The organism is Pandoraea sp., from assembly GCF_004297875.1.
Classification (GTDB): Bacteria; Pseudomonadota; Gammaproteobacteria; order Burkholderiales; family Burkholderiaceae; genus Pandoraea.
Genome location: NZ_SCSK01000008.1, coordinates 1 through 23,254, shown reverse-complemented (window position 1 = coordinate 23,254; position 23,254 = coordinate 1). Strand labels below are relative to the sequence as shown.

The following is a 23,254-nucleotide window of genomic DNA, read 5'->3' as shown; positions in this document are numbered from 1 at the left end:
TCCATTATTAAAACAGGAGCGAGACACCATGAAGCGCGATTACGACTATGTCGTGGTGGGCGCGGGTTCAGCCGGCTGTGTCCTGGCAAACCGCCTGAGCGAAAACGGTAAATACTCGGTCTGCCTGCTCGAGGCCGGCCCGCCCGACCGATATGTGTGGATTCACATCCCGATCGGTTACGGCAAGACGATGTTTCACAAGGTCTACAACTGGGGCTTTTATACCGACCCCGATCCGAACATGCTCGGGCGCCGCCTGTATTGGCCGCGCGGGCGCACGCTGGGCGGCAGCAGCTCGATCAACGGCTTGATCTACATTCGCGGCCAGAGCGCCGATTACGACCGCTGGGCCGCGCAGGGTAACTCGGGCTGGAGCTGGGAGGATTGCCTGCCTTACTTCAAGCGGCTCGAACACAACGACCTCGGCCCCGGCGCCACGCGCGGCACCGACGGTCCGTTGTGGGCAACCAGCATCCCGACCCGCAACGAACTGGTGGAAGCTTTCATCGGCGCGGCCAATAAGCTTGGCGTGCCGCGCGTGGACGACTTCAACACCGGCCATCAGGAAGGCGTCGGCTACTACCAGTTGACGACCCACAACGGCAAGCGCTGCTCGACCGCCGTGGCCTATCTGAAGCCGGCGCGCCAGCGCCCCAACCTGCATGTGGAGACCGATGCACAGGCGACCCGGGTGCTGTTCGAGGGCGCGCGCGCGACCGGCGTGCAATACGTCAAGCACGGACAGCAGTTCGAGGTAAGCGCGCGCCGGGAGGTGATTCTCTCGGCCGGTGCGCTGCAGTCGCCGCAGTTGCTGCAACTCTCGGGCGTCGGCCCGGGCGCATTGCTGCAGAAGTTCGGCATTCCGGTGGTCAAGGACGCGCCGGGCGTGGGCGAAAATCTTCAGGACCACCTGCAGATCCGCCTGATCTACGAGGTAAGCAAGCCGATCACCACCAACGATCAGCTCAACTCGCTGTGGGGCCAGGCGCGCATCGGCATGCAGTGGCTGTTCTCGCGCAGCGGGCCGCTGGCCGTGGGCATCAACCAGGGCGGCCTGTTTTGCCGCGCGCTGCCGGGCGAGGCCGTCACCCCCGATATTCAGTTCCACTTCGGCACCCTGTCGGCCGATCAGGCCGGCGGCTCGGTGCATCCGTTCTCGGGCTGCACCTACTCCGTGTGCCAGTTGCGCCCGGAATCGCGCGGCACCGTGCGCATCCAGTCGACCGATCCGCTCACGCCGCCGTCGATGCAGCCGAATTACCTGTCGTCCGAACTGGACCGGCGCACGGCCGTGGCCGGCGTGAAATTCGCGCGCCGTGTGGCGCAGGCCGACCCGATGCGCGCGCTGATGAAGCGCGAGCACCGGCCCGGCCACGAAGTGCAAAGCGACGACGAGATTCTGCATTTTTGCAGGGAATACGGCGCGACGATTTTCCACCCCTCGGGCACCGCCAAGATGGGGCCGGCGCACGACCCCATGGCGGTGGTCGACGAACGCCTGCGCGTGCGCGGCGTGGCCGGCCTGCGGGTGGTGGACTGCTCGATCATGCCGACCCTCGTGTCGGGCAACACCAACGTGCCTGTCGTGATGGTGGCCGAGAAAGCCTCGGACATGATCCTGACCGATGCCGTCGCCGCGCGCGAGGCGCTCGCCGCCTGAGACCGTTTTTTTTGCAGTACGTACGACCAGTTGTATCTCATCAGAAAAAAAGCGCCGGGAGGAGACGTCGACGGCGCGTATCAACCGCCATCCGGCGGCAACCATCAACGGAGACATTATGGCAAACGATAGCATCGCAATACGCCGCGTCGCGCTCGCCAGCGTGATCGGCGCGACCATCGAGTGGTACGACTTTTTCCTGTATGGCGTGATCGCCGGCATCGTCCTCAACAAGCTGTATTTCCCGGGTCACGACCAGGTGGTCTGACCATGCTGGCCTATACGACCTTTGCGGTCGGCTTTGTGGCGCGCCCGCTCGGCGGCGTGATCTTCGGGCACTTCGGCGACCGGATCGGCCGCAAGAGCATGCTGGTGCTGACGCTGCTCATCATGGGGGTGTCGACGGTGCTCGTCGGGCTGGTGCCGACCTATAGCCAGATCGGCCTGTGGGCACCCACCTTGCTGTTGCTGCTGCGCGTGTTCCAGGGCATCGGCCTGGGCGGCGAATGGGGCGGCGCGGTACTGATGACCTATGAATATGCGCCGCCCAACAAGCGCGGCTTTTATGCCAGCCTGCCGCAGATCGGTTTGTCGATCGGCCTGTGCCTGGCTGCCGGCGTGGTTGCGCTGCTGTCGAAGACGCTGACCAACGAGCAGTTCCTGGCGTGGGGCTGGCGCGCGGCATTCCTGCTCTCGGCGGTGCTGGTATTCGTCGGCATGTGGATCCGGCTGCGCGTGATGGAGACGCCCGAATTCGCCTCGCTCAAAAGCCGCCATGCGCAGGCCAAGGTGCCGTTCCTGGAAATGCTCAAGCACTTCCCCAAGAACGTCATGCTCGGCATGGGCGCGCGCTACATCGACGGGGTGTTCTTCAATGTGTTCGGTGTGTTCATCATCAGCTACCTGACCCAGCAGATCCATATCGACCGCACCGACGCGCTGATGAGCGTGATGGCCTCGGCGCTGGTGATGTGCCCGTTCATTCCGATTTTCGGTCGCCTGTCGGACAAGATCGGCCGCGCCCGCGTGTACTTCTGGGGCTCCCTGATCACCGGGCTGTCGTCGTTCCCGGCGTTCTGGCTGATCCTGACGCACTCGACCAATTTGCCGGTGATCTGGCTGTCGGTCGTGGTGCCGTTCGGGATTTTCTATGCGGCGGTGTATGGCCCAGAGGCAGCGCTGTTTGCCGAGCTGTTCGACGCCCGCGTGCGCTATACCGGCATTTCGTTCGTCTACCAGTTCTCGGGCATTTTCGCCAGCGGCCTGACGCCGATCATCGCCACCGCGCTGATCAAGGTCGGCGGCGGCCAGCCGTGGCTGATCTGCGCCTACGTGCTGTTCGCCGCGCTGGTCTCGGCCGTGTCGGCCGCCGCCATCGGCAAGCGCGCACCGGCCTATGCCTACGGGACGTAAGCAGCATCCGCCCATAACCGCCGCGGCCGCCAGACGTAATGCCTGCGCGGCCGCGGCGGTTTTCTGCTTTGTGGCGGGCGCGCCGCGGGTCAGTCGTGGAAAGTTTTAGAGATATCGAGCGCGGCCTGGCGCAACTCCGGCACGTAATTCAGCAAGCTGTCGATGCTGGCGCGACCGAGCGGGGCCTGCACGGCGATGGCCGCGCAGGCGCGGTTGCGATCGAGCATGACGGGCACGGCAATGGCGATCAGGCCCTGCAAATGCTCCTGATCGTTGATGCCGATGCGGCGCTTGCGCGTGAGCGCGAGCTCTTCGCGCAACGCGTCGAGGTCGGTGATGGTGTTCTCCGCTTGCGCGCGCAGCGGCAGCGAGGCAATCAGGCGCTCGCGCCGCATCTTGGGCAGCAGGCTGAGCAACAGTTTTCCGCTGGACGTGCAATGCAGCGGCACGTGCGAGCCCGGCTGCAGATGCATGCGCAGCGGCCACTGGGTTTCGACCCGATCGAGGTAGACAATATCGTCGCCGCTCAGGATGGTCAGGTTGCAGGTCTCGCCGATGCGGTCGACCAGATGCTTGAGGATGGCGTGCCGCGCCGCGGCGGGCCCCGAGTTCATCAGCACGCTGATCGCCATTTGCCGCACCCGCGCCGAGCATTCGTAATAGCGCCCGCCGGTACCGCGGGTGACGAGCCACGCGCTCTCGAGTTGCTTGAGAATGCGGTGCACGGTTTGCTTGGGCAATTCGATACGGCTGACGATATCGGTCAGCGCAAGCGGCTTGTCGGCCTCGGCAAGAATCTCGAGGATGCGGAAAGCGCGCAGCGCGGCGGCATTGGACTGGTTTGAGCTCATGGCATCAAATTTAGTGGTTATTGGGACTCGACTTGTCCCGATAAATGCACTTTAGTATGCTTCCTGCATAAAAAAATATAAAAATGCGCAAATTGGGACAGATCAGTCTCGACACTCGTCTAAATTGATACCAGGGCGTCGCCTCATCCGCCTGCGGCATTCAACGCGTTCCAACCACGACAGGGCCCATTGCATGAGTGCAACAACGCCGCCACGCATTGAGAAGCACGCTCCGCTGCCGGCCCGTACGAGCGCTTGGCGTGGCCCGCGCCCGCTCCGCCCGGCCCCCCCGCCGGGCCGCATCATTTCCCCATTGCAGCAGGAGGTTCAGCACCGTTGAGACTGGCCGGAATGGCTCCGCGCTCAACGGAGGGGCGCATTGCCAATGCTTTCATCCAAGTGGTTTGCAGTCGCGTTTCACATCCATCAAAAACGACGCATTACATGCAGTACATAAACTCAAGGAGACAGCCATGCGTTCGACGATTTCCGGGCGACTTCCCGGTCTGGAGACCAAGCGTTTCACCTTTGCCGCAGGCCTACGCGCATTAGTCCGCCTGGGCGGCCCGCTGCTCGGCCTGGCGATGCTGTTCGGCGGCGCCGGCCAGGCCTTTGCGGCGTATCCCGATCACCCGATCAATTTCATCGTGCCATGGGGCGCCGGCGGCGGCGCCGACCTGCTGGCGCGGACCTCGTCGAACATCATGCAGAAGTCGCTCAAGGTGTCGCTGCCGGTGATCAACGTGCCGGGCGCCGACGGCATGGTCGGCATGACCAAGCTGCTGACCTCCCCCGCCGACGGCTATAGCGTGGCGGTGCTGATCGGCGACACTTATGCGCTGCTCGCGCGCCAGAACCCGCCGTTCAAGCTGGATCAGGTGATCCCGCTGGCGATCATGATCCAGCAGCCGTCCGGGTATTGGGTCAGCGCCGACAGTCCTTACAAAACCTGGGCCGACCTGGTCAAGGCCGCCAAGACCAAGAACATGACCGTCGCCGTCACGGGCCTGGGCAGCGCGGACGACATCACCACCCGCTACCTGGCCAGCAAGGGCCTGAAACTGCAATCGGTGCCGTACGGCAAACCGGGGTTGCGCTATAGCTCGATTCTCGGCGGCAATAGCGACATTTTGTATGAACAGACCGGCGATGTGCGCAGCTATTTCGATTCCGGGAAAATCCGGCCGCTGATCTTTTTCTATCCACATCCGGTCGATATCCCCGCCTTCGCCAAGGTGCCGGTGTCGACGCAACTCGGCTATGACGTGACCCTACCGCAATTCCGCGCGATCGTGGTGCGCGCCGGCACGCCGCCCGAGCGGGTAAAGATTCTCGCCAACGCGCTGGCCGAAGTCGCCAAGAGTCCGGAATTCAAGGATTATCTGAAGCAGCAATACGCCGATCCGAACAGCTACGTGCCGCTGGCCGACGCGCATGCATTCATGGCCAACTGGCTCAAGCAGGCGCAAGAGGTGATCGCGCGGAGCAAGCAATGATGCGTGTTCCCGACCAGGCGCTGGCTGGCCAGCGCAAGAGCGCCGCGCCGTCGAGACTGACCAGGACGCTGCCCTATCTGCTGATCGCGGCGTTCTCGGTGTTCCTCTACCACAACGCGGACAGCTTCGAGTTCGTGAGGACGTACGGTCAGATCGGGCCGGACGCCTGGCCGAAGATCGTCCTGGTGGTCATGCTCGTCACGGCCTGTATCGGTGCGCTCAAGACGCTGCGGGCGCCGTCGGGGGCGCAACCGCGCGGCGAGGACGACGAGGCCGCCCTGCTCAATCCGCCCGAGCTGTACCCGGGCATGGTATGGGCAGGCGTGGCCGCGACCGCGTTCTATGCCTTCGCGCTGCCGATCCTGGGCTTCGCGATCGCCACGGTGCTCTACAGCATTGCCCTGATGTGGGTCGGGCACCAACGACGGCTCAGCGTCCTGCTGGGGTTGGGCGTGGGATTTTCGCTGTTCTTCATGTTCCTTTTCATGAAGGTCGTGTACGTCTCGCTGCCGCTGGGCGATGAGCCCTTCTCCAAGGTCTCCCTCCTGTTGATGTCGCTCCTGGGAGTGCACTGACCATGGAACTCCTTCACGATCTTGGCATGGGATTTTTCCATGTCTTCCAGTCCTTCGATTTTCTGATGCTGGTGGTGGGACTGCTGGTGGGCATGGCGGTCTCCATCATGCCCGGCCTGGGATTTGTCATGGGCGTGGTGCTGGCCCTGCCGTTCACCTACAAGATGCAGATCGAGCCGGCAGTCATCCTGCTCACCGCGATCTATTTTTCCGGTACCTACGGCGGTGCGTTCACAACCATCCTGTACCGCATTCCGGGCGAACCGAGCGACGTGCCGCTGCTGTGGGATGGCTACGTGATGGCGCGCAAGTCAGGACCCGCCAAGCCGCTGGGCTGGGCACTGGTGGCGGCCCTGGCGGGCGGACTGGCGTCGTCGGTGGTGATGGTGCTGCTGGCCGAGCCGCTCACGGCGATCGCGCTGAAATTCAATTCGGAGGACTATTTCGCGGCCATCTTCTTCGGCCTGACCACGGTCGTGTCGCTGGCCGGCAAGTCGCTCGTCAATGCGGTGATCAGTCTGTGCCTGGGCCTGTTGGTGGCGTGTATCGGCGTCGACAGCACTTATGGCGTCAACCGCTTCACATTCGGGGTACCGGTGCTTGGCGACGGCGTGCAACTGGTGGCGGTGCTGGTGGGCATGTACGGCCTGGGCGAGGTGTTCAAGCGGCTGGGCCAAGGACTGGCGCTGGATAACACGCACGCCGCCACCGGCAAGGTACAGACGCACTTCCCCTCGCTGCGGGAGATCTGGCAGATCAAGGGCACGCTGTTGCGCAGCAGTGCGATCGGCACGCTGCTGGGCATCGTGCCGGGCGCCGGCGCGACGATCACGTCCTTCATTTGCTACGGCACCGAAAAGCAGTACGGCCGGCGCCGCACGCAGTTGGGCACCGGCATGCCCGAAGGCATCGTGGCGCCGCAAATCGGCTCCACCGCCTCGGTCGCCGGCCATATGATCCCGATGCTCACGCTGGGCATTCCCGGCAGCGCGGCCACCGCGGTCATCCTGGCGGCCTTCCTGCTGCATGGCGTGCAACCCGGCCCGATGCTGTTGACCGACCCGACCTCGCACCAGGTGGTGTACACGATTTTCGCGTCGATGTTCGTCAGCATCATCGGCATGTGCATCATCGGGTTCTTCTGGATCCGCCTGGTGGTCAAGGTGCTGACCATCCCGCAGTCGGTGCTCAACGCGGTGGTGGTGCTGTTCTGCCTGATCGGCGCGTACGCCAGCCGCAACAGCATGTCGGACGTGTGGATGATCGTGGTCTTCGGCGTATTGGGCTATCTGTTCGAGAAGTTCAACTTCCCGATTTCGCCGTTGGTGCTCGGCGCGATTCTCGGTCCGATCGGCGAGAACAATTTCATGCGCAGCATGATCATCAATCACAACGATTGGACCATGTTCTTCCGTCAGCCGTTGAGCGGCTCGCTGATGGCTGCCTCGTTGATCTCGATTCTTTACCCCCTGCTCAAGCCCGTCGTGCGCTCGCTGCTCGGGCGCGGCAAACCCGCCTGAGCACCGCCGCGATGCCGTCGCGCCGCGTCGATCGCGCGGCGCGACGGCCGCAGCGGACGTGGCCGGCGGCCTGACGCGCCAACCTTCCCCCGAGATCTGTTCGATACCGCCCGATGAGGTATTTCATGCGCGCGAATTCATTGGAAATTACATTTATCGGGACAATAAAAATCCCGATAAATAAATTATTCGATGCTTTAAAGGAACGTGCGCTACAAAATGCGCAAATTGGGACGTTTGCGTCCCGAGGTTCCTCTAGATTGATACCAGAGCATGTTTTGCCATTGATACCAGCCGATTCGTTTCAATCCTGATGGGAGCCGTCACATGAGTGTTAACGCGCCATCGCGCGCCATCCAAAGCGATCCGCAAACCCACGCCACGGTCGCGCAGCTCGTGGCCCGCGCGCGCGCCGCACAAGCCGCTTTCTCGCAAGCGGGCCAGGGCGTCATCGACGATGCCGTCGCCGCGGTAGCCTGGGCCATCATGGAGCCCGAGCGCAACCGGCAACTGGCCGAGTGCGCGGTGCACGACACCGGGCTGGGCAATGTCGACGACAAGATACGCAAGAACTATCGCAAAACGCTGGGGCTGCTGCGTGATCTGCACGGCGTGAAAACCGTCGGCGTGATTGCCGAGGATCCCGCCAAGGGCATTGTCGAAATCGCGCGGCCAGTCGGCGTGGTCGCGGCCATCACGCCCTCCACGAATCCGGCGGCCACCCCCGCCAACAAGATCATCAACGCGCTCAAGGGCGGCAATGCGGTGATCGTGGCGCCCTCGCCCAAGGGCTGGAGCGCCGGCGCGATGCTGCTCGAATTCATTCATCATGAATTGCGCAAGGTCGGCGTCTCGCCCGACCTGGTTCAATGCCTGCCCTCGCCGGTCAGCAAGGCGGCGACCTGGGAGCTGATGCAGCAGGCCGATCTGGTGGTGGCCACGGGGTCGCAGGCCAACGTGCGCATGGCTTACACCAGCGGCACGCCGGCGTTCGGGGTCGGCGCGGGCAACGTCGCCTCGATCGTCGACGCCTCGGCCAATCTGGCCGACGCGGCCGACAAGATCAAGCGTTCGAAGACTTTCGATAACGCGACGAGCTGCTCGTCCGAGAACAGCGTGGTGATTCTCGACGCCGTATATGACGCAATGCTCGCCGCGCTCGATGCCTGCGGTGGAGTATTGCTGGACGCCGACGAGAAAGCCCGCCTGCAGGCTGCCATGTGGCCGGACGGCAAGCTCTCCGGTCATATCACGGGCAAGAATGCCGCGACGGTCGCTCAGCTGGCGGGCCTGTCGCGCGCGTCCCGGAGCCACGCTGGCCAACCGGCGTTTCTGATGGTCGAGGAAACCGGCTTCGGCAGCGACTACCCGTTCTCCGGCGAAAAGCTCTCACCGGTGCTGACGGTGTATCGCGCGCGGGACTTCGCCCATGCCTGCGAGATCGTCGAGCACATTTACGCTTATATGGGCGCCGGTCATTCGGTGAGCCTGCACTCGGCCGATAGCGCGCAGGCGCTCACGCTCGGGCTGCGCCTGCCAGTGGCTCGGGTCATCGTCAATCAGGCGCACTGCCTGGCGACCGGCGGCAACTTCGATAACGGCCTGCCCTTCTCGCTGTCGATGGGCTGCGGCACCTGGGGCGGCAACAATTTTTCGGAGAACCTCAATTACCGCCACTATTTGAACATTACCCGTATCGCCCGCCCGATCCCGGAACGGGTTCCTGCGCAAGAGGATCTGCTCGGCGCCTACTTCAGGAAATACGGCAAATGAATGCACCTCGCACTCTGCACGAATTGATCGAGCAGCGCGCCGCCGCGCATCCCGACAAAACCTATCTGATCTCGACCGAGAGCGGCCGCGAGCTGACCTATGGCGGCTTGCGCGACGCTTGCCGCAGGTTCGGCCGGCAATTGGCCGCCAAGGGGCTGAAGGCCGGCGACACGGTTTCGGTGTTCCTGCCCAATGGCGAGCAAACGACGCGCATCCTGCTGGGCATCATGGCCAATGGCCTGATCGCCAATCCGATCAACCTGTTGTGCCAGCCGGCCCAATTGCGCCACATCCTGGATCATTCGGACACCCGCCTGGTGTTTACATCCGAAGAAGGCGCCCAGGTGTTGCGCCAAGTGCTGGAGCAGGTCGAGCGTCCGATCGAGCTGATCGTGACGCGCGCCGACGCCACGGCGCTGCCTCCGGCTTTTTCCGGCGACGGCGACGACGCGACCGGGCCAGTCCCGCAGCCCGACCAGGACGCGCTGCTGATGTACACCTCGGGCACTACCGGCGTACCCAAGGGCGTGCTGCTCACGCACCACAACCTGGTCATTACCGGCCATCACATCAGCCGAGAGCATCGCCTGGGCGACAGCGACCGGGTGCTCGCCTCGCTGCCGCTTTATCACATCAACGGTCTGGTCGTCACCGCGATCGCGCCGCTCGTGCATGGCGGCTCGGTGGCGATGCCCGCGCGCTTTTCGGCCGGCATCTTCTGGCACGACGCCAGCCGCTTCGGCTGCACCTGGATCAATGTGGTGCCGACCATCATCGCCTACCTGCTCAATGATCCGACCGACCTGGGCGGCACCGATCTGAGCCTGTTGCGCTTTTGCCGCTCGGCCTCGGCCGCACTGCCGCCCGAGCATCATCGCGCCTTCGAGCAGCGCTTCGGCATCGGCGTGATCGAGACCATGGGCATGACCGAGACCGCGGCGCCGGCGTTCAGCAATCCGTTCGATCCGGCCCAGCGCAAGGTGGGCAGTATCGGCAAGCCGTCGGGCACCGAAGCGCGGGTCATCGATCCGCAAGGCAACACGCTCGGGCCGAACGAGACCGGCGAGATCGTGCTGCGCGGCGGCAATGTGATGCGCGGCTACTACAAGGCGCCGGAAGAGACCCGCAAAGCCTTCACGGCCGATGGCTGGCTGCGCACCGGGGACCTGGGCTATCACGACGCCGACGGTTATTTTTTCATCAATGGCCGCGCCAAGGAGCTGATCATCAAGGGCGGCGAGAACATCGCACCTCGCGAGATCGACGAGGCGCTGCTCAAGCATCCGGTCGTGCTGGAGGCGGCGGCGGTCGGCGTGCCCGATGCCAACTACGGCCAGGAAATTGCGGCGTATGTGGTGGTGCGCGAGAATCTTTCCTACGACGAGGCCGACCTGCGCGAGCACTGCCTGCGCGAGCTGGGCCGCTACAAGACGCCGCGCGAGTTCCACGTGATCACCGAGCTGCCGCGCGGCCCGTCCGGAAAGGTGCAGCGCCTGAAATTGCTCGACATCAAGTAATCCGCAAAAAACAAGCAGGCAACCCGATTGCCTCGCCAGAGACAGACAGAACTACGACAGAGACAGCGGCGGACCGCGCAGCGGCCTGCTCGCCAGTATGCGCCGCGGCGCCCAAAGGAGGTCGTATGAAGTACCGCATCAAAACCCGCCACATCATCCTCGGCGTCATGTGCCTGATGTATTTCATCGCGTACATCGATCGCGTCAATATCGCCGTGGCCGGACCGATGATCCGGCACGAGATGGGGCTGAGCAATACCGAGCTAGGCCTGATTTTTTCCGCCTTTGCCTATCCCTATGCCGTCATGCAGATCCTGGGCGGCTGGATGTCGGATAAATTCGGGCCGAAGAAGGTTTTGTTGGTGTTATCGCTGATCTGGGGCGCGTCGACACTGGCTACCGGGTTTGCCGGCAGCGTCATGGCACTGGTGGTCCTGCGCTTTGCGCTGGGCATTGGCGAAGGCGGCGCGTTCCCCTCGGCCACCCGCGCCTTTACGCACTGGATGCCGACTGCCGAGCGGGGTTTCGCGCAGGGCATCACGCATAGCTTCGCGCGCCTGGGCGGCGCGATTACCCCGCCGGTGGTGGTGGCGATCGTGATCTGGAAGGGCTGGCGCGAAGCGTTCATCGTGCTGGGTGCGCTCAGCCTTTGCTGGACCGTGCTGTACGCGCTGGTCTTCACCAACACGCCCGAGGAGCATCGCCGTGTCACGCCGGATGAGCTCAAGGAGATCGGTTATGCCAAGGGCGACGGTCTTCAGGCGAGGCGCACGCCCACGCCGTGGCGCAAGCTGATCAGCCGCATGTGGCTGGTGACCTTCGTGGACTTTTGCTACGGCTGGTCGCTATGGGTGTTCCTGACCTGGCTGCCTTCGTATCTGAAGGATTCGCGCGGTTTTGATTTGAAGCATCTGGCGCTGTTCACGGCGCTGCCTCTGCTGGCCGGCGTGGTCGGCGACACGCTCGGCGGCGTGCTGTCCGACAAGCTCTACAAAATCACCGGCAACCTGCGGCGCGCGCGCGGCACGATCCTGTTCACCGGTCTCGTCGGTGCGCTGATTTTCATTCTGCCGATGATCTATACAGCCAGTCCGATCGGCGCGGTGATCCTGCTGTCGCTGTCGTTCTTCTGCCTGGAGTTGACCAATGCGGTGCTGTGGAGCCTGCCGATCGACATCGCCGGCAAGTTCGCCGGCACGGCCGGGGGCATGATGAATACCGGTTTCGGCATCGCCGGCATGATTTCGCCGGTGGCGTTCGGCTTTCTTATCCAGATAACCGGCAGCTACACGATCCCGTTCCTGATTTCGGCCGGGCTGCTCGGCATCGGCGCGATCGCGGCGCTGTTCATCGATCCGAATCGGACCGTGGAGGCGGACGACGCCACGCTCGAAAACTTGAAGCCCGCCCTGTCCTAGCAGGCATGCGCGCACCCGGGCGAGGAATGCCGGGGCGCGCCGCCCAGTTTGCGCTTACTTATCGGTCAGACGGCGCAGACGGCGAATCAGACTCGAAGTATCCCAGCGATTGCCCCCCATCGCCTGCACATCGGCGTAGAACTGATCGACCAGGGCCGTCACCGGCAGCGATACGCCGGTGCGTTGCGCTTCTTCGAGGCAAAGCCCGAGGTCCTTGCGCATCCAGTCGACCGCAAAGCCGAAATCGAAGCGGTCCTCGACCATGGTGCGGCCCCGATTGTCCATTTGCCAGCTGGCGGCGGCTCCCTTGCCGATGACATCGAGCACCAGCGGCATGTCCAGTCCGGCATGCTGCCCGAAGTGAACCGCCTCGGAGAGCGCCTGCACCATGCCGGCGATGGCGATCTGGTTGACCATTTTGGCGAGTTGCCCGGCGCCGGGCCCGCCGATGCGCGTCACTGCCCGGCCGTAGGCCGACAGCACCGGCGCGACATCGGTGAATACCGCTTCGTCGCCGCCGCACATGATGGTGAGAATGCCCTTTTGCGCGCCCGCCTCGCCGCCCGAGACCGGGCCGTCGACGAAATGCAGGCCGGCGGCGGCCGCCGCCGCGTTCAGTTCGCGCGCCACGTTGGCCGAGGCCGTGGTGTGGTCGACATACGTGGTTCCCTTGGCCATGCCCGCAAAGGCGCCGGATTCGCCCAGCACGACGCTGCGCAGGTCGTTGTCATTGCCGACGCAGGAAATCACGATGTCGGCATCTTGCGCGGCGTTACGTGGCGTATCGGCACTTTTACCGCCGAATTCGGCGACCCATTGATCGGCTTTGGCTTTCGTCCGGTTATAGACCGTGACATGATGACCGGCTCGCGCCAGGTGTCCGGCCATCGGGTATCCCATTACGCCAAGCCCCAAAAAAGCAACGCGGCGCGGTTTGGCTTGCGAATTCTCGTTACTCACAGGATCTCCTCGAAGTGGTCAATTCATAAAAATATGTCAATTATAGGGGCGCGGCCGGATTCGCAGAGGTGTCACATCCGGTCACAAAAAAACCACACAAAGGCGCTGGCGTCACGCCGTGCATCCGCTAAAATGCGCGGCATGGCAGAATTCCACTTTCACTGGTCAATCCGCGTTTACTACGAAGACACAGATGCGGGCGACGTTGTCTTTTATGCCAATTACCTCAAATTTTTCGAGCGGGCGCGCACCGAATGGCTGCGCTCGCTCGGCATTGACCAGTCCCTGCTGGCAAAACGCACCGGCATGCTGTTCGTGGTGCGCCACACGGCCGTCGACTATCTCAGCCCGGCGCGCCTGGATGACCAGCTCGCGATTCGCAGCCGCATCGAGCGGCTTGGCCGCGCGTCGGTCGATTTCCTGCAGGAAGCCTGGCGCGGCGAGCAATTGCTGGCGCGCGGCACCATCAAGGTCTGTTGCGTCGCGGCAAGCGACCTGAAGCCAAATGCCATCCCCCCGGACGTCCTGAGCGCCATGCGCTCGGCCACCACGGCAGAACAAGAACTTACCGCCCATTTTTCACACTAAGAAACAAATTTTTCGTCGGTTACACAATGCCCGCACAAGACCTTTCAATGATCTCACTCGTCGTCAACGCCAGTTTGCTGGCGCAGGCCGTCATGGCCCTGCTGCTGGTGCTGTCGCTGATGTCCTGGACATTCATCTTCCGCAAGCTGTTCGGCATCCGTCGCGCGCGCATCCAAACCGAACGCTTCGAACGCGATTTCTGGTCGGGCGGCGATCTGCAGTCGCTGTATCAAAGCGCCGTCAACAACCGGCACAATACTGGTGCACTCGAGCGCATTTTCGAATCCGGCATGCGCGAATACCTGAAGGCGGTCGAAAAACGCATCTCGGATCCGAGCGCGATTCTCGACGGGGCACGGCGCGCCATGCGGGCGGCCTACCAGCGTGAAATGGACTCGCTCGAATCGAATCTCGCGTTTCTCGCGTCGGTCGGCTCGGTCAGCCCGTACATCGGTCTGTTCGGCACGGTCTGGGGTATCATGAACGCGTTCCGCGGCCTGTCCAACGTTCAGCAGGCCACCCTCGCCAACGTGGCGCCCGGGATTGCGGAAGCCCTGGTGGCAACGGCCATCGGCCTGTTTGCCGCAATCCCCGCGGTCGTTGCCTACAATCGCTTCTCGCACGACATCGACCGCCTGGCGATTCGCTTCGAGAGCTTTATCGAAGAGTTTTCCAACATCCTGCAACGGCAGATTCACTAGGAACCGACATGGCAGGCCCCATTCGCAGCAGTAGCCGTTCGCGCGGACGTCGCGCAATGGCCGACATCAACGTCGTGCCGTACATCGACGTCATGCTGGTGCTGCTCGTCATTTTCATGGTCACCGCGCCGATGGTGGCACCGTCGATCGTCAATCTTCCGACTGTCGCCAACGCCAGTCCGCAGCAGCAAACGCCGCCGGTCATCGTCAACATCGACGCGAACAACCAGTTGCTGGTTCGCTACAAGGACGCCCAGGAAACGCACGAGCAGAAAATGACCGAACAGGATATGCTCACGTTCCTGCAGAATCGCCAGGAGGTCAACCCGGATCAGCCGGTGGTGATCGCCGCCGACAAGACGGTGCGTTACGAAATGGTGATGAACGTGATGTCCGATCTGAAGGCCCAAGGCATTAAGCGTGTTGGCTTGCTCGTGAAGCAAAAATGACCCAGATGTTCGCGCGTCCGACTCCCCCCGAACCAGAACGAGGTACGGGCCGGTCTTTTTTACTGGCGCTGTTGATGCACCTGTTGCTGCTCGCGCTGCTGATTTACGGCATGCGCTGGCAGAATAGTTCGCCGGCCGGTTCGGAGGCGGAATTGTGGACCCCTGCCGAATTGAATCCGCCGACGCCGCCTCAGCCGCAGGCGCCGCCGCAACCGCCGACCCCGCCGGTCGCCGCTCCCGCGCCTGTGCCGGAAAATGCCGACATCGCGCTGCAGAAGGAAAAACGCCGCCGCGAGGAAGAGGCCGCCGCCCAGGCAAAGTTGCTGCAACAGGAGCAGCAGCAGGCGCAGGCCAAGCTCCAGCAGGAAATATTGCGCCGTCAGCAGGAGCAACAGCAGGCCGAGGCCGCCAAGGAAAAGGCACGCCAGCAGAAATTGGCGGCGCAGCAGAAAGCCGCCGAAGCCTTGAAACAGCAGCAGCAAGCGCAGAAACAGGCCGAGCAGGACAAGATCGCGAAACAGAAGGCCGAGCAAGCGGCTGCCGCCCAGAAGAAGGCCGAACAGGAAGCCGCCGCCAAGAAAAAGGCTGAACAGGAAGCTGCCGCGAAGAAGAAGGCCGCGCAGGAAGCGGCCGCCAAGAAGGCCGAGGAACAGGCCCGCCAAGCCCGCCTGGCAGCGCTTCGCGGTGCCGCCGGGGCGTCCGGCAACGGCTTGGGCAGCGCCGCGGCCGGCAATGGCGCCGGCGCCGGGGGCACGGCAACGCCGGGTTACGCCGATCGCGTGCGTCGGCGCGTCAAGCCGAACATTGTGTATACGGAGCGCAACCCGGGCAATCCGACGACGGTGATCGAAGTCCATCTGGCGCCCGACGGCACACTGCTCTCGCAGCGTATCGTCAAATCCAGCGGCGTGCCGTCGTGGGATCAGGCAGTCGAGCGCGCGGTAACGCGTTCCGATCCATTGCCGCGCGACACGAACGGCAAAGCCCCCTCGAGTTTCACCATCACGTTCCGGCAAAACGATTAGCCGACCGACATGACGAACTTGGGAACGAACAACCCTGCAACTAGTCACCACCACGGATGTGGTGATAGCCTGTTGCTTTTCTGATAGAAGGCCTACCGACAGCATGCGAATTTCCAGCAAGTCTGCATGGCACACCCTGATCGCCACGTTTCTGGCCGTGGCCTGCAGTGCCGCCAATGCACAACTGAACGTTGACATCACCGGCGTCGGCTCCAACCTTTACCCCATTGCCATCGCCAACTTCGCCAACGGCGCCAGCGCCCCGCAGGACATCAGCAGCATCGTGCGCGCGGACCTGACCGGCAGCGGGCGGTTCAGCCAGATCAACGCCGGCGACGCTCCGGTGTCCGAAACCGATCAGGTCGACCTGGGCAGCTGGAAGGCGCGCGGCGCCGACGCTTTCGTCGGCGGCAGTGTGACCCGGCTGGCCAATGGTCAGTACGACGTGCGCTTCCGTCTTTACGATACGGTCAAGCAGGCGAGCCTCGGCGGCCTGTCGATCACCAGTCCGGCCAGCGATCTGCGCCTGACCGCGCACAAGATCTCCGACTATATCTATCAGAAGCTGCTCGGCGTTCGCGGCGTCTTCGCGACGCGGCTGTCGTACATCGTGCATACCGGCAATCGCTATCAGTTGGTGATTTCCGACTCCGACGGCCAGGACCAGCACGTCGCGCTGACCAGCCGCGAACCGATCATCTCGCCGTCCTGGTCGCCGGACGGCACCAAGGTCGCCTACGTCTCGTTCGAACGTCAGAAGCCGATCGTCTACATTCACGACCTGCCGACCGGCCGGCGCGTGATGATCGCCAATTACAAGGGCAACAACAGCGCGCCGGCGTGGTCTCCCGACGGCAGGACGCTGGCCCTGGCCCTGTCGCTCACGGGCAACACCCAGATCTACAGCATCAACGCCAACGGCGGCGGGCTGCGGCGATTGTCGCGCGGCAGCGGCATCGACACCGAGCCGCAGTACTCGCCTGATGGCAAATGGATTTACTTCACCAGCGATCGCAGCGGTGGGCCGCAAATCTACCGCATGCCGGCCGCAGGTGAAGCCGCAGGTGCCGCGCAACGCGTCACCTTCCAGGGAAATTACAACGTCAGTCCGCGTATCAGCCCAGACGGCAAGCTGCTTGCCTATATTTCACGGGTCGGGGGCAGCTTCAAGCTGTACACGCAGGATTTGACCACCGGGGATGTCACCGCAATGACGGACACCACCCATGACGAGTCACCGAGCTTTGCCGCAAACGGCAAGTACATTCTTTATGCGACGCAAGTCAATGGCCGTAAGGTATTGGCGGTGGTCTCGGTGGACGGGCGAACACGGCAAATATTATCAGTGCGGGGAGGAGGCGTTCGCGAACCTTCCTGGGGTCCATTCATGCAATAAAACTAACCGGAGGTCCTATGAGTTCTTTACTTCGTAACATCCTGGCCGCATCCGCGGTCGTCGCCCTGGCCGCTTGCAGCTCGGGCGTCAAGCTCAACAATGGCGCGGGTTCGGCCAACGGCGCCGGCGCCAACGCCCGCAGCGTTGCTCCGGTCAGCGCCGTCGACGAGCTGAACAATCCGAACAGCCCGCTCGCTCAGCGCAGCGTGTTTTTCGATTTCGACAGCTACACCGTCAAGGACAGCTACAAGAGCATGCTCGAAGCCCATGCCAAGTACCTGATCGCTCACCCGAACCGTCATGTGCTGGTGCAAGGCAATACTGACGAACGCGGCACCAGCGAATACAACCTGGCACTGGGTGAGAAGCGCGCTGAAGCGGTCGTCAAGGTGCTCGAGCTGCTCGGCGTGCCGAGCTCGCAACTCGAAGCGGTCAGCTTCGGCAAGGAAAAGCCGAAAGCGCTGGGCCACAACGAAGCGGCTTGGGCTGAAAACCGTCGCGCGGATCTCGCTTATCAATAATCATCGCCATGCAACCTCGACTGCTTAAATCATTTGTACATGCCGGCCTGCTCGGCTGCCTGCTGCTGGGACCGGTCGCTCATGCCGGCTTGTTCGATGACGATCAGGCGCGCCAAGCCGTACTCGACTTGCGCGCCAAAGTCGATAGCAGTAATACGCGTATCGAGGGGTTGACACGCAACCTGCTGGACCTGAACAATCAGGTCCAGCAGTTGCAACAAGCCCTGGACGCGGAACGAGGCCAAAACCAGGAGCTTCAGAACCAGCTCGCGACACTGCAGAAGAATCAAAAAGACTACTATGCGGATCTCGATGCGCGGCTGAAGAAACTCGAACCGCAGCAAGTCACCGTCGACGGCGTCACCGGTACGGTTCAGCCGGGCGAAAAGACCGAATTCGACGCGGCGCTCAATCAGTTCCGCAACGGCGATTTCAAGGGCGCTTCCGGCAGCCTCTCGTCGTTCGTCAAGCACTACCCCAACAGCCCATATCTGCCCGACGCCGAATATTGGCTCGGCAACACGTATTACGCGCTGCGTGATTACAAGGCGTCGAACAACGTGCTGCAGAACGTCGTCAGCCAGTTTCCGAATCATCCTCGCGCACCGCAGGCGTTGCTGGCGATCGCCACCAACCAGCAGGAGACCGGACAGAAGGTCGCCGCACGCCGAACCCTGCAGACCATCATTTCCAAGTACGCCGATTCCGACTCGGCGCAGGTCGCCAAGCAGCGTCTGGCCAAGCTGCGCTGATTCGTCCACAGCCAACCGGCAGCAAGAACGCCGCTCGAACGAGTGGCGTTTTTTGTTTTTGACGTCGACCGCCTCATCGCGAACAGGCGAGGCGGCGCGTGCGACATGCCCATGGCGAGCGACGCACTCGGCCGAGAGCGCATCGCCGGCGCCTGAACTTGACACTCTCTCCGAAAAACAACTAAAATCGCTGTCTCGTTGGGTCGTTAGCTCAGTTGGTAGAGCAGCGGACTTTTAATCCGTTGGTCGCGTGTTCGAGTCACGCACGGCCTACCAAAAAAAAGAAGGGTTAGCTCAGGCTAACCCTTTTTCACTTTCAAACGCGCCGCCGACATGCCTGTGGCGCGACAGCCCAGCGACTCGACGGGCCGGCCACGCGCCACCGACTCTCACGACATGTCGCTCAACCGTCGCTTCGTGTCACAACCAATTGCCAGCCCGGCAGCAGCAAATCAGGATTCGCCGCCAAGTTGTATTGCGGATTGAGATTGATCAACTCCTCCAGGGCGAAATCGGCCACCAACGTATCGTTGCTCAAGTGCCGGCGTTGGCCATCCGTTTTTTCCTTATCCGTGAGCAATGTCCCCAGATGTTCCTTGGCAATGCCGTCCAATGTGCTGGTCGCCTCGTTGCCGGGATGGTATGGCGCGACGACAACCGTTTGCGGTTGCGGAGGCTGTTTCGGATGTGGATGGGGATGCGTGTGCTCACCGGGCGGCGGCGTCGTGGATCCCCCGCTGGGCGTCGTGGGTGACGTCGTGGGTGATGGTTGTGAAGAAGCCGCCGGATTGGGCTTCTTCTTCGCCGGCGCAGCCTGAGTCAAAGTGCTGACCAGGTAGCTCGCGCCGAAACTGGTCAGCCCGACAGCGCTGGCCCAGGTGGCGATTTTGTTGTCGAGCGGCATTTTCGGGGCGGCCTTCACGACCGGCGCCTCGCCAGTTGACACTGCGGCCTCCTCCACATTTGCCTCTTCGGACGGCGACTGGGCCACCACCTCGGGTGCAACGGCACGTCTTGCCGCAATGCTGCTGCGCAAATCGGTCAGCGCCATCTTCCCCAGTCCGTAGAGCACGCCTCCGCCAAAGCTGACCGTCGGCAGCCAGAACTGCGGCCCCGCCTGAATCGAATAGTCGGCCATGAGAAACGAATTCGCCACCGTTGCCGTCACCTGTGTAACGTACTTCTCTGTCTTGCTCGCCGGAAACGCCCTGCCCTTGACCAATTCATAGGCTCTCTGCGTGCCGCTCATTTCGTCGGTCAGCGCATAGCCGCTATTGTGCGGCTGGCTTTTCCAGTTCCAGTGGCTCGGATCGAAGCTCCAGGTCGCATAATTATGGTAAGCGCCATTCAAGAACAGGCTGACCATATTCCAGCCGTTCACCAGCCGCCCGCTGATTTTCGGGACGATCAGCGGCGCCGCGGTGCCCAGGCCGCGCATCACGAACCCGGTGCCGTTGCCCAGCGCGAGCTCATGCGGATCGATCAGAAAAGAAGCCGGTGCGGAAACACTTAACGTACCCAGATACCACGGCAGCTTGGAATGCCCCACGCGGCTGAAGAATCCTTTCACACCGCCAGGCTGGGCTGGCGGCGACACGCTCGACGCCTCGCTTCCGGAAAGCGTTTCGATCTGCTGGCCTCCCCCTTGCGTGGCGTTTGTGGCGTTTGCGGCGGTCGTTTCCGTAGCAGGCACTACCGACGCCGCGTTTGGATCGGTCAACCAGGAGGTCGAAAGCAAAACCCTCTTCGCGCCCACGTACCACAAAGGCATGGCGCTCGCCGCCCCACTGCCAGCCGATTGATTCGGGCCGGATGACGCCAGCGGTTGCAACAAGCTGGCCGTCTCGACGCCGCCCGGCGCCCCCGGCGTCGGAGGCAACGGGCCTTGCGTCGGCGCGGTCGGCGCACCGCCCTCCGGCGGCGCCGCATCGTCGATCATGCCCAACATCGTGTTATAGAAGCGCCGCAACTCCACGTCGCTAATGCTGCGCTGAAGCTCCTTGAGCGCCAGGGTGTGCGTGAGCGCCTCGCTCGCGCTGATGTTGCGCGGCGCACGAAACATTGGCACAACGTAGGATTCGTCAAGCTTGCCGCCAAATTTCTTGACCTGGGCCATGACAACGCTATTGTCACCGAGGATTTTCTTGGCGGCCTGCCACACGGCAAACGGGTCATCGGAAGTCGTCACCACCATCGTCTGATTGTATTCGGGGCCGACAGCCGGCCCCGTCGCTTGCAGGTCCAGGCTCGCGGTGATCACCTTGGCATGGTCGACCATCGGATCGATCACCGGCACGTCACCCATGCCGCGAGCGGCCAGCGCGGCACGGATGCGATCCGCCAGAACCGGATAATGCGTGCAATTGCACCACACCGACGTCGCATTGGGCGGCACCTGATCGACCACGGCGCGCACCTTTTCGTCCAGTCCGGCGGAAATTTCCGGATTCGGGCTGACATGCTCCATTTGATTGACCGCCGGAGCCCATGTCGGGGCCGCGAGCATGTGCACGGTCGGCGCGGTAACACCGGCCTGGTCCGCTGCCTCCGCAATCGCAACGGGATAGGCGCCTACGTCCACAGTGCCTTGGGTGGCGATCAACACCGGGTGGGGATCACCATGCGCCACGATCGCATTGGCCGTCGGAATTACCAGGTCGGTTACGGGGGTGCTCACGCCCGCAGCATAGACATTCTCCCCCGACGCGCTGGCTGTATTGCAGACAATGCCGAGACCGTGCAGATTGAGTTCGTCCATGCTCTTGAACGCGCTATGGGTATGTTTCGCGACCATTCTCGGTGTCAGCTCGCCATACGGCGCATTGTCGTGATCGAGAAACAGTACCTGGCGTACCGGCGAGCCGGACGTCAGATCGGACATCTCGTTCCCGAGCGTCTTGGCGGCCACGATGCCGCCATTACTCGAATCGAACAATCCCAGTTCGATCGGCGTCACGGGAGGTTGCGCGAGCGCTTGCTTCGCCAGTCTGTACCATCCGCGATGGGCCTTCGGATTGAAACCGTCCACCCCGGCGGCAAGGCCCGTATCGGCCTCTACCTCGCCCGGCGGCAGACGCATCACGCCATCGACCGCGCCGGCCCGCCCTGCCGCCATGATGGCGGCGGTCTGCTGGTCCACGCTATGCCACAAGTGCAACTTATTGGCATTGCGCAACACGGCGCCCCCCAGCAATTCGGCGCCCCAGTTCGACACACTGGCGGTAATCGGATAGTCCGAGAGAACCTTCGTGTAGATGGCCGGCATGTCCGCGCGCGGATTGTTCAGGTTCAACACATCGCTCGGCATGTGGTTATTGACGTTGCCCATGCCGATCTCGTTGCCCCCGTCGCCGATGGCAATCGCCCGCCCATTCGGGCGGTTATCGAATAATTCGAAGAGAATATCGAGTGGCGGGTTAAAGCCCTTGACGGATACCCCTCGCATATTCAGATATTCCCCTTGGGCATTACGCCCCGGGCGCTCTATCGACACCATCGTGTCGGGTTTGAGTCGATCAAGCAGCGCCTTGGCCGCAATCCGCGCCTTGCCAAAGTTATGCGGTGCGTCGAACACCACCACGTCCTGGGCTGTCAAGCCGATCGCTCGCAGGCATTTGCGCACCACCGGCGCATTGGTCTTGTCGGTGATGATGGTCGCTTTGATGCCGGCTTTCTGCAGGTCGTGATAGAGCAATACCGTGCCGGGGGGGCCGTCGGTTTCGGGCATGCCCTTGGCCACCGTGAAACCGGTGATCAGAGCGACGTGCTGGGCGGTACCCACCACCCGCGCAGCTTCCTCGATGCCGTTGCGCGCCATCATGATATGGATGCCGCGCCCCGGGAAAAGCGTGGCCACCTGATCGATGGGAGACAACCCCGACACGCCGTCGAGCGCGGAGCTCAAGGTGGCGCTCGAAACCATCGTGCGATCGGGCAAAGCGGGAGCTGTCGGCCGGCGAAACGCGGCCGGCACGGGGTTGCGCTCCTCGTAGGGCGCCGAGGGATCGTGATACGCCGCGCCCATGCTCTGGGGCGTGACCGAAGTCGACGGATTCATCAGCATATCGGTCAACGTCAACGGCGCGGCAGACAGCGCCGTCAGATCGATCAACCCTGGCGCGAGCCCAGTGTTGCCTTGGGCTCCACGACCAGCCGCGGAGCGCTGCCCCGGGATTACCGGGCCGGCATTGCCGGTCGCACCGGCGGCATTTGTGTTGGTATTTGTGTTGGTATTTGTGTTGGTATTTGTGTTGGTATTTGTGTTGGTATTTGTGTGGGTATTGGCGGTCGCTGCCGTGGCTGCGACGGCCGCCGTGACTTCGGTGGCTGAGTTCGCGCTATCGGAATTTCCCACACTGGCCGCCGTTGCCGCTGTGTCAGTCGCGGCCGGGTCGCCACTGAAGCTGTTCGCCTCGCTCCCGCCAGGCGCGCCCTCCGACTGAGCCCCGCGCACCTGGCTCCCCACCGAGCGCACCGCCCTGTGGATACCGAACGGCACCAGATTCATCCCCAGCGAGGTCAGCTGGCTCCACTTTTGATAGCCGCTCATCTGATCCCAGTTGTGGATCAGCGCGGCGCCCTGAGTGGCCATCTGATACGTGCCGCCGATCATCGCCGGGCGGTTGATGCGGCTGGCCAG

17 protein-coding genes, 1 tRNA gene and 1 pseudogene are annotated in these 23,254 nt (G+C 62.9%); 16 read left to right on the top strand and 3 right to left on the bottom strand.

The features are described 5' to 3' along the window. Positions 1 to 28 precede the first annotated feature (28 nt). Together EPN80_RS04105 and EPN80_RS04100 are read left to right on the top strand one after the other, a co-directional pair. Positions 29 to 1,660, top strand: a complete 1,632-nt coding sequence (locus tag EPN80_RS04105) for a choline dehydrogenase (protein ID WP_293024051.1) — start codon at positions 29 to 31, stop codon at positions 1,658 to 1,660. Positions 1,661 to 1,778: 118 nt separating this feature from the next. After that, positions 1,779 to 3,073: pseudogene (locus tag EPN80_RS04100) on the top strand (MFS transporter). An 89-nt stretch (positions 3,074 to 3,162) separates the two neighbouring features. Here EPN80_RS04100 and EPN80_RS04095 read toward each other — a convergent pair. Next, positions 3,163 to 3,924, bottom strand: a complete 762-nt coding sequence (locus EPN80_RS04095) for an IclR family transcriptional regulator (protein WP_293024049.1) — start codon at positions 3,922 to 3,924, stop codon at positions 3,163 to 3,165. A gap of 473 nt (positions 3,925 to 4,397) precedes the next feature. On the opposite strand from EPN80_RS04095, the gene EPN80_RS04090 reads away from it, so the two are divergent. The 6 genes from EPN80_RS04090 to EPN80_RS04065 all read left to right on the top strand — a co-directional run bounded on the left by EPN80_RS04090 (position 4,398) and on the right by EPN80_RS04065 (position 12,223). Then, positions 4,398 to 5,420 carry a tripartite tricarboxylate transporter substrate binding protein gene (locus EPN80_RS04090; protein WP_293024046.1) on the top strand — a complete coding sequence of 341 codons (1,023 nt, stop codon included), beginning with the start codon at positions 4,398 to 4,400 and terminating at the stop codon, positions 5,418 to 5,420. After that, positions 5,417 to 5,995: a tripartite tricarboxylate transporter TctB family protein gene (locus tag EPN80_RS04085; protein ID WP_293024043.1), complete on the top strand. Its 579-nt coding sequence runs from the start codon at positions 5,417 to 5,419 to the stop codon at positions 5,993 to 5,995. Before EPN80_RS04090 ends, EPN80_RS04085 begins: the two co-directional genes overlap by 4 nt. Positions 5,996 to 5,997: 2 nt before the next feature. Continuing rightward, positions 5,998 to 7,515 carry a tripartite tricarboxylate transporter permease gene (locus EPN80_RS04080; RefSeq protein WP_293024040.1) on the top strand — a complete coding sequence of 506 codons (1,518 nt, stop codon included), beginning with the start codon at positions 5,998 to 6,000 and terminating at the stop codon, positions 7,513 to 7,515. Between the two features lie 327 nt (positions 7,516 to 7,842). Then, positions 7,843 to 9,288, top strand: a complete 1,446-nt coding sequence (locus tag EPN80_RS04075) for an aldehyde dehydrogenase family protein (RefSeq protein WP_293024038.1) — start codon at positions 7,843 to 7,845, stop codon at positions 9,286 to 9,288. Then, positions 9,285 to 10,805: an acyl--CoA ligase gene (locus EPN80_RS04070; RefSeq protein WP_293024035.1), complete on the top strand. Its 1,521-nt coding sequence runs from the start codon at positions 9,285 to 9,287 to the stop codon at positions 10,803 to 10,805. Before EPN80_RS04075 ends, EPN80_RS04070 begins: the two co-directional genes overlap by 4 nt. Before the next feature lie 125 nt (positions 10,806 to 10,930). Continuing rightward, complete coding sequence (locus tag EPN80_RS04065) at positions 10,931 to 12,223, top strand: MFS transporter (RefSeq protein WP_293024033.1); 1,293 nt, start codon at positions 10,931 to 10,933, stop codon at positions 12,221 to 12,223. A 54-nt stretch (positions 12,224 to 12,277) separates the two neighbouring features. Here the strand turns inward: EPN80_RS04065 and EPN80_RS04060 are convergent, their stop codons facing one another. Beyond that, the gene (locus EPN80_RS04060) at positions 12,278 to 13,111 is read right to left on the bottom strand and encodes an NAD(P)-dependent oxidoreductase (protein WP_293024031.1); all 834 of its coding nucleotides are present in this window, start codon (positions 13,109 to 13,111) and stop codon (positions 12,278 to 12,280) included. Between the two features lie 204 nt (positions 13,112 to 13,315). On the opposite strand from EPN80_RS04060, the gene ybgC reads away from it, so the two are divergent. The 8 genes from ybgC to EPN80_RS04020 all read left to right on the top strand — a co-directional run bounded on the left by ybgC (position 13,316) and on the right by EPN80_RS04020 (position 18,891). Next, positions 13,316 to 13,771, top strand: coding sequence for a tol-pal system-associated acyl-CoA thioesterase (ybgC, locus tag EPN80_RS04055; protein ID WP_293024293.1), 456 nt, complete (start codon positions 13,316 to 13,318; stop codon positions 13,769 to 13,771). A gap of 26 nt (positions 13,772 to 13,797) precedes the next feature. After that, complete coding sequence (tolQ, locus tag EPN80_RS04050; protein ID WP_293024027.1) at positions 13,798 to 14,472, top strand: protein TolQ; 675 nt, start codon at positions 13,798 to 13,800, stop codon at positions 14,470 to 14,472. 8 nt (positions 14,473 to 14,480) lie between these two features. Continuing rightward, a complete protein-coding gene (gene tolR / locus EPN80_RS04045) occupies positions 14,481 to 14,921 on the top strand; it encodes a protein TolR (RefSeq protein WP_293024025.1) in 441 nt (146 codons plus the stop codon). Further along, on the top strand, positions 14,918 to 15,946 hold the full coding sequence (gene tolA / locus EPN80_RS04040) for a cell envelope integrity protein TolA (RefSeq protein WP_293024022.1): 1,029 nt from the start codon (positions 14,918 to 14,920) through the stop codon (positions 15,944 to 15,946). Before tolR ends, tolA begins: the two co-directional genes overlap by 4 nt. Before the next feature lie 103 nt (positions 15,947 to 16,049). Beyond that, the gene (gene tolB / locus EPN80_RS04035; protein ID WP_293024019.1) at positions 16,050 to 17,342 is read left to right on the top strand and encodes a Tol-Pal system beta propeller repeat protein TolB; all 1,293 of its coding nucleotides are present in this window, start codon (positions 16,050 to 16,052) and stop codon (positions 17,340 to 17,342) included. 17 nt (positions 17,343 to 17,359) lie between these two features. Continuing rightward, positions 17,360 to 17,863, top strand: a complete 504-nt coding sequence (gene pal, locus EPN80_RS04030) for a peptidoglycan-associated lipoprotein Pal (protein WP_293024016.1) — start codon at positions 17,360 to 17,362, stop codon at positions 17,861 to 17,863. An 8-nt stretch (positions 17,864 to 17,871) separates the two neighbouring features. Next, positions 17,872 to 18,615 (top strand): tol-pal system protein YbgF, encoded by a 744-nt coding sequence (ybgF, locus tag EPN80_RS04025; RefSeq protein WP_052892688.1) that lies wholly within the window; start codon positions 17,872 to 17,874, stop codon positions 18,613 to 18,615. Positions 18,616 to 18,815: 200 nt separating this feature from the next. Continuing rightward, a tRNA-Lys gene (locus EPN80_RS04020) sits at positions 18,816 to 18,891 on the top strand. A 127-nt stretch (positions 18,892 to 19,018) separates the two neighbouring features. Here the strand turns inward: EPN80_RS04020 and EPN80_RS04015 are convergent. Beyond that, positions 19,019 to 23,254: LWXIA domain-containing protein (locus EPN80_RS04015; RefSeq protein ID WP_293024008.1), on the bottom strand; the 4,236-nt coding region annotated here is incomplete at its 5' end.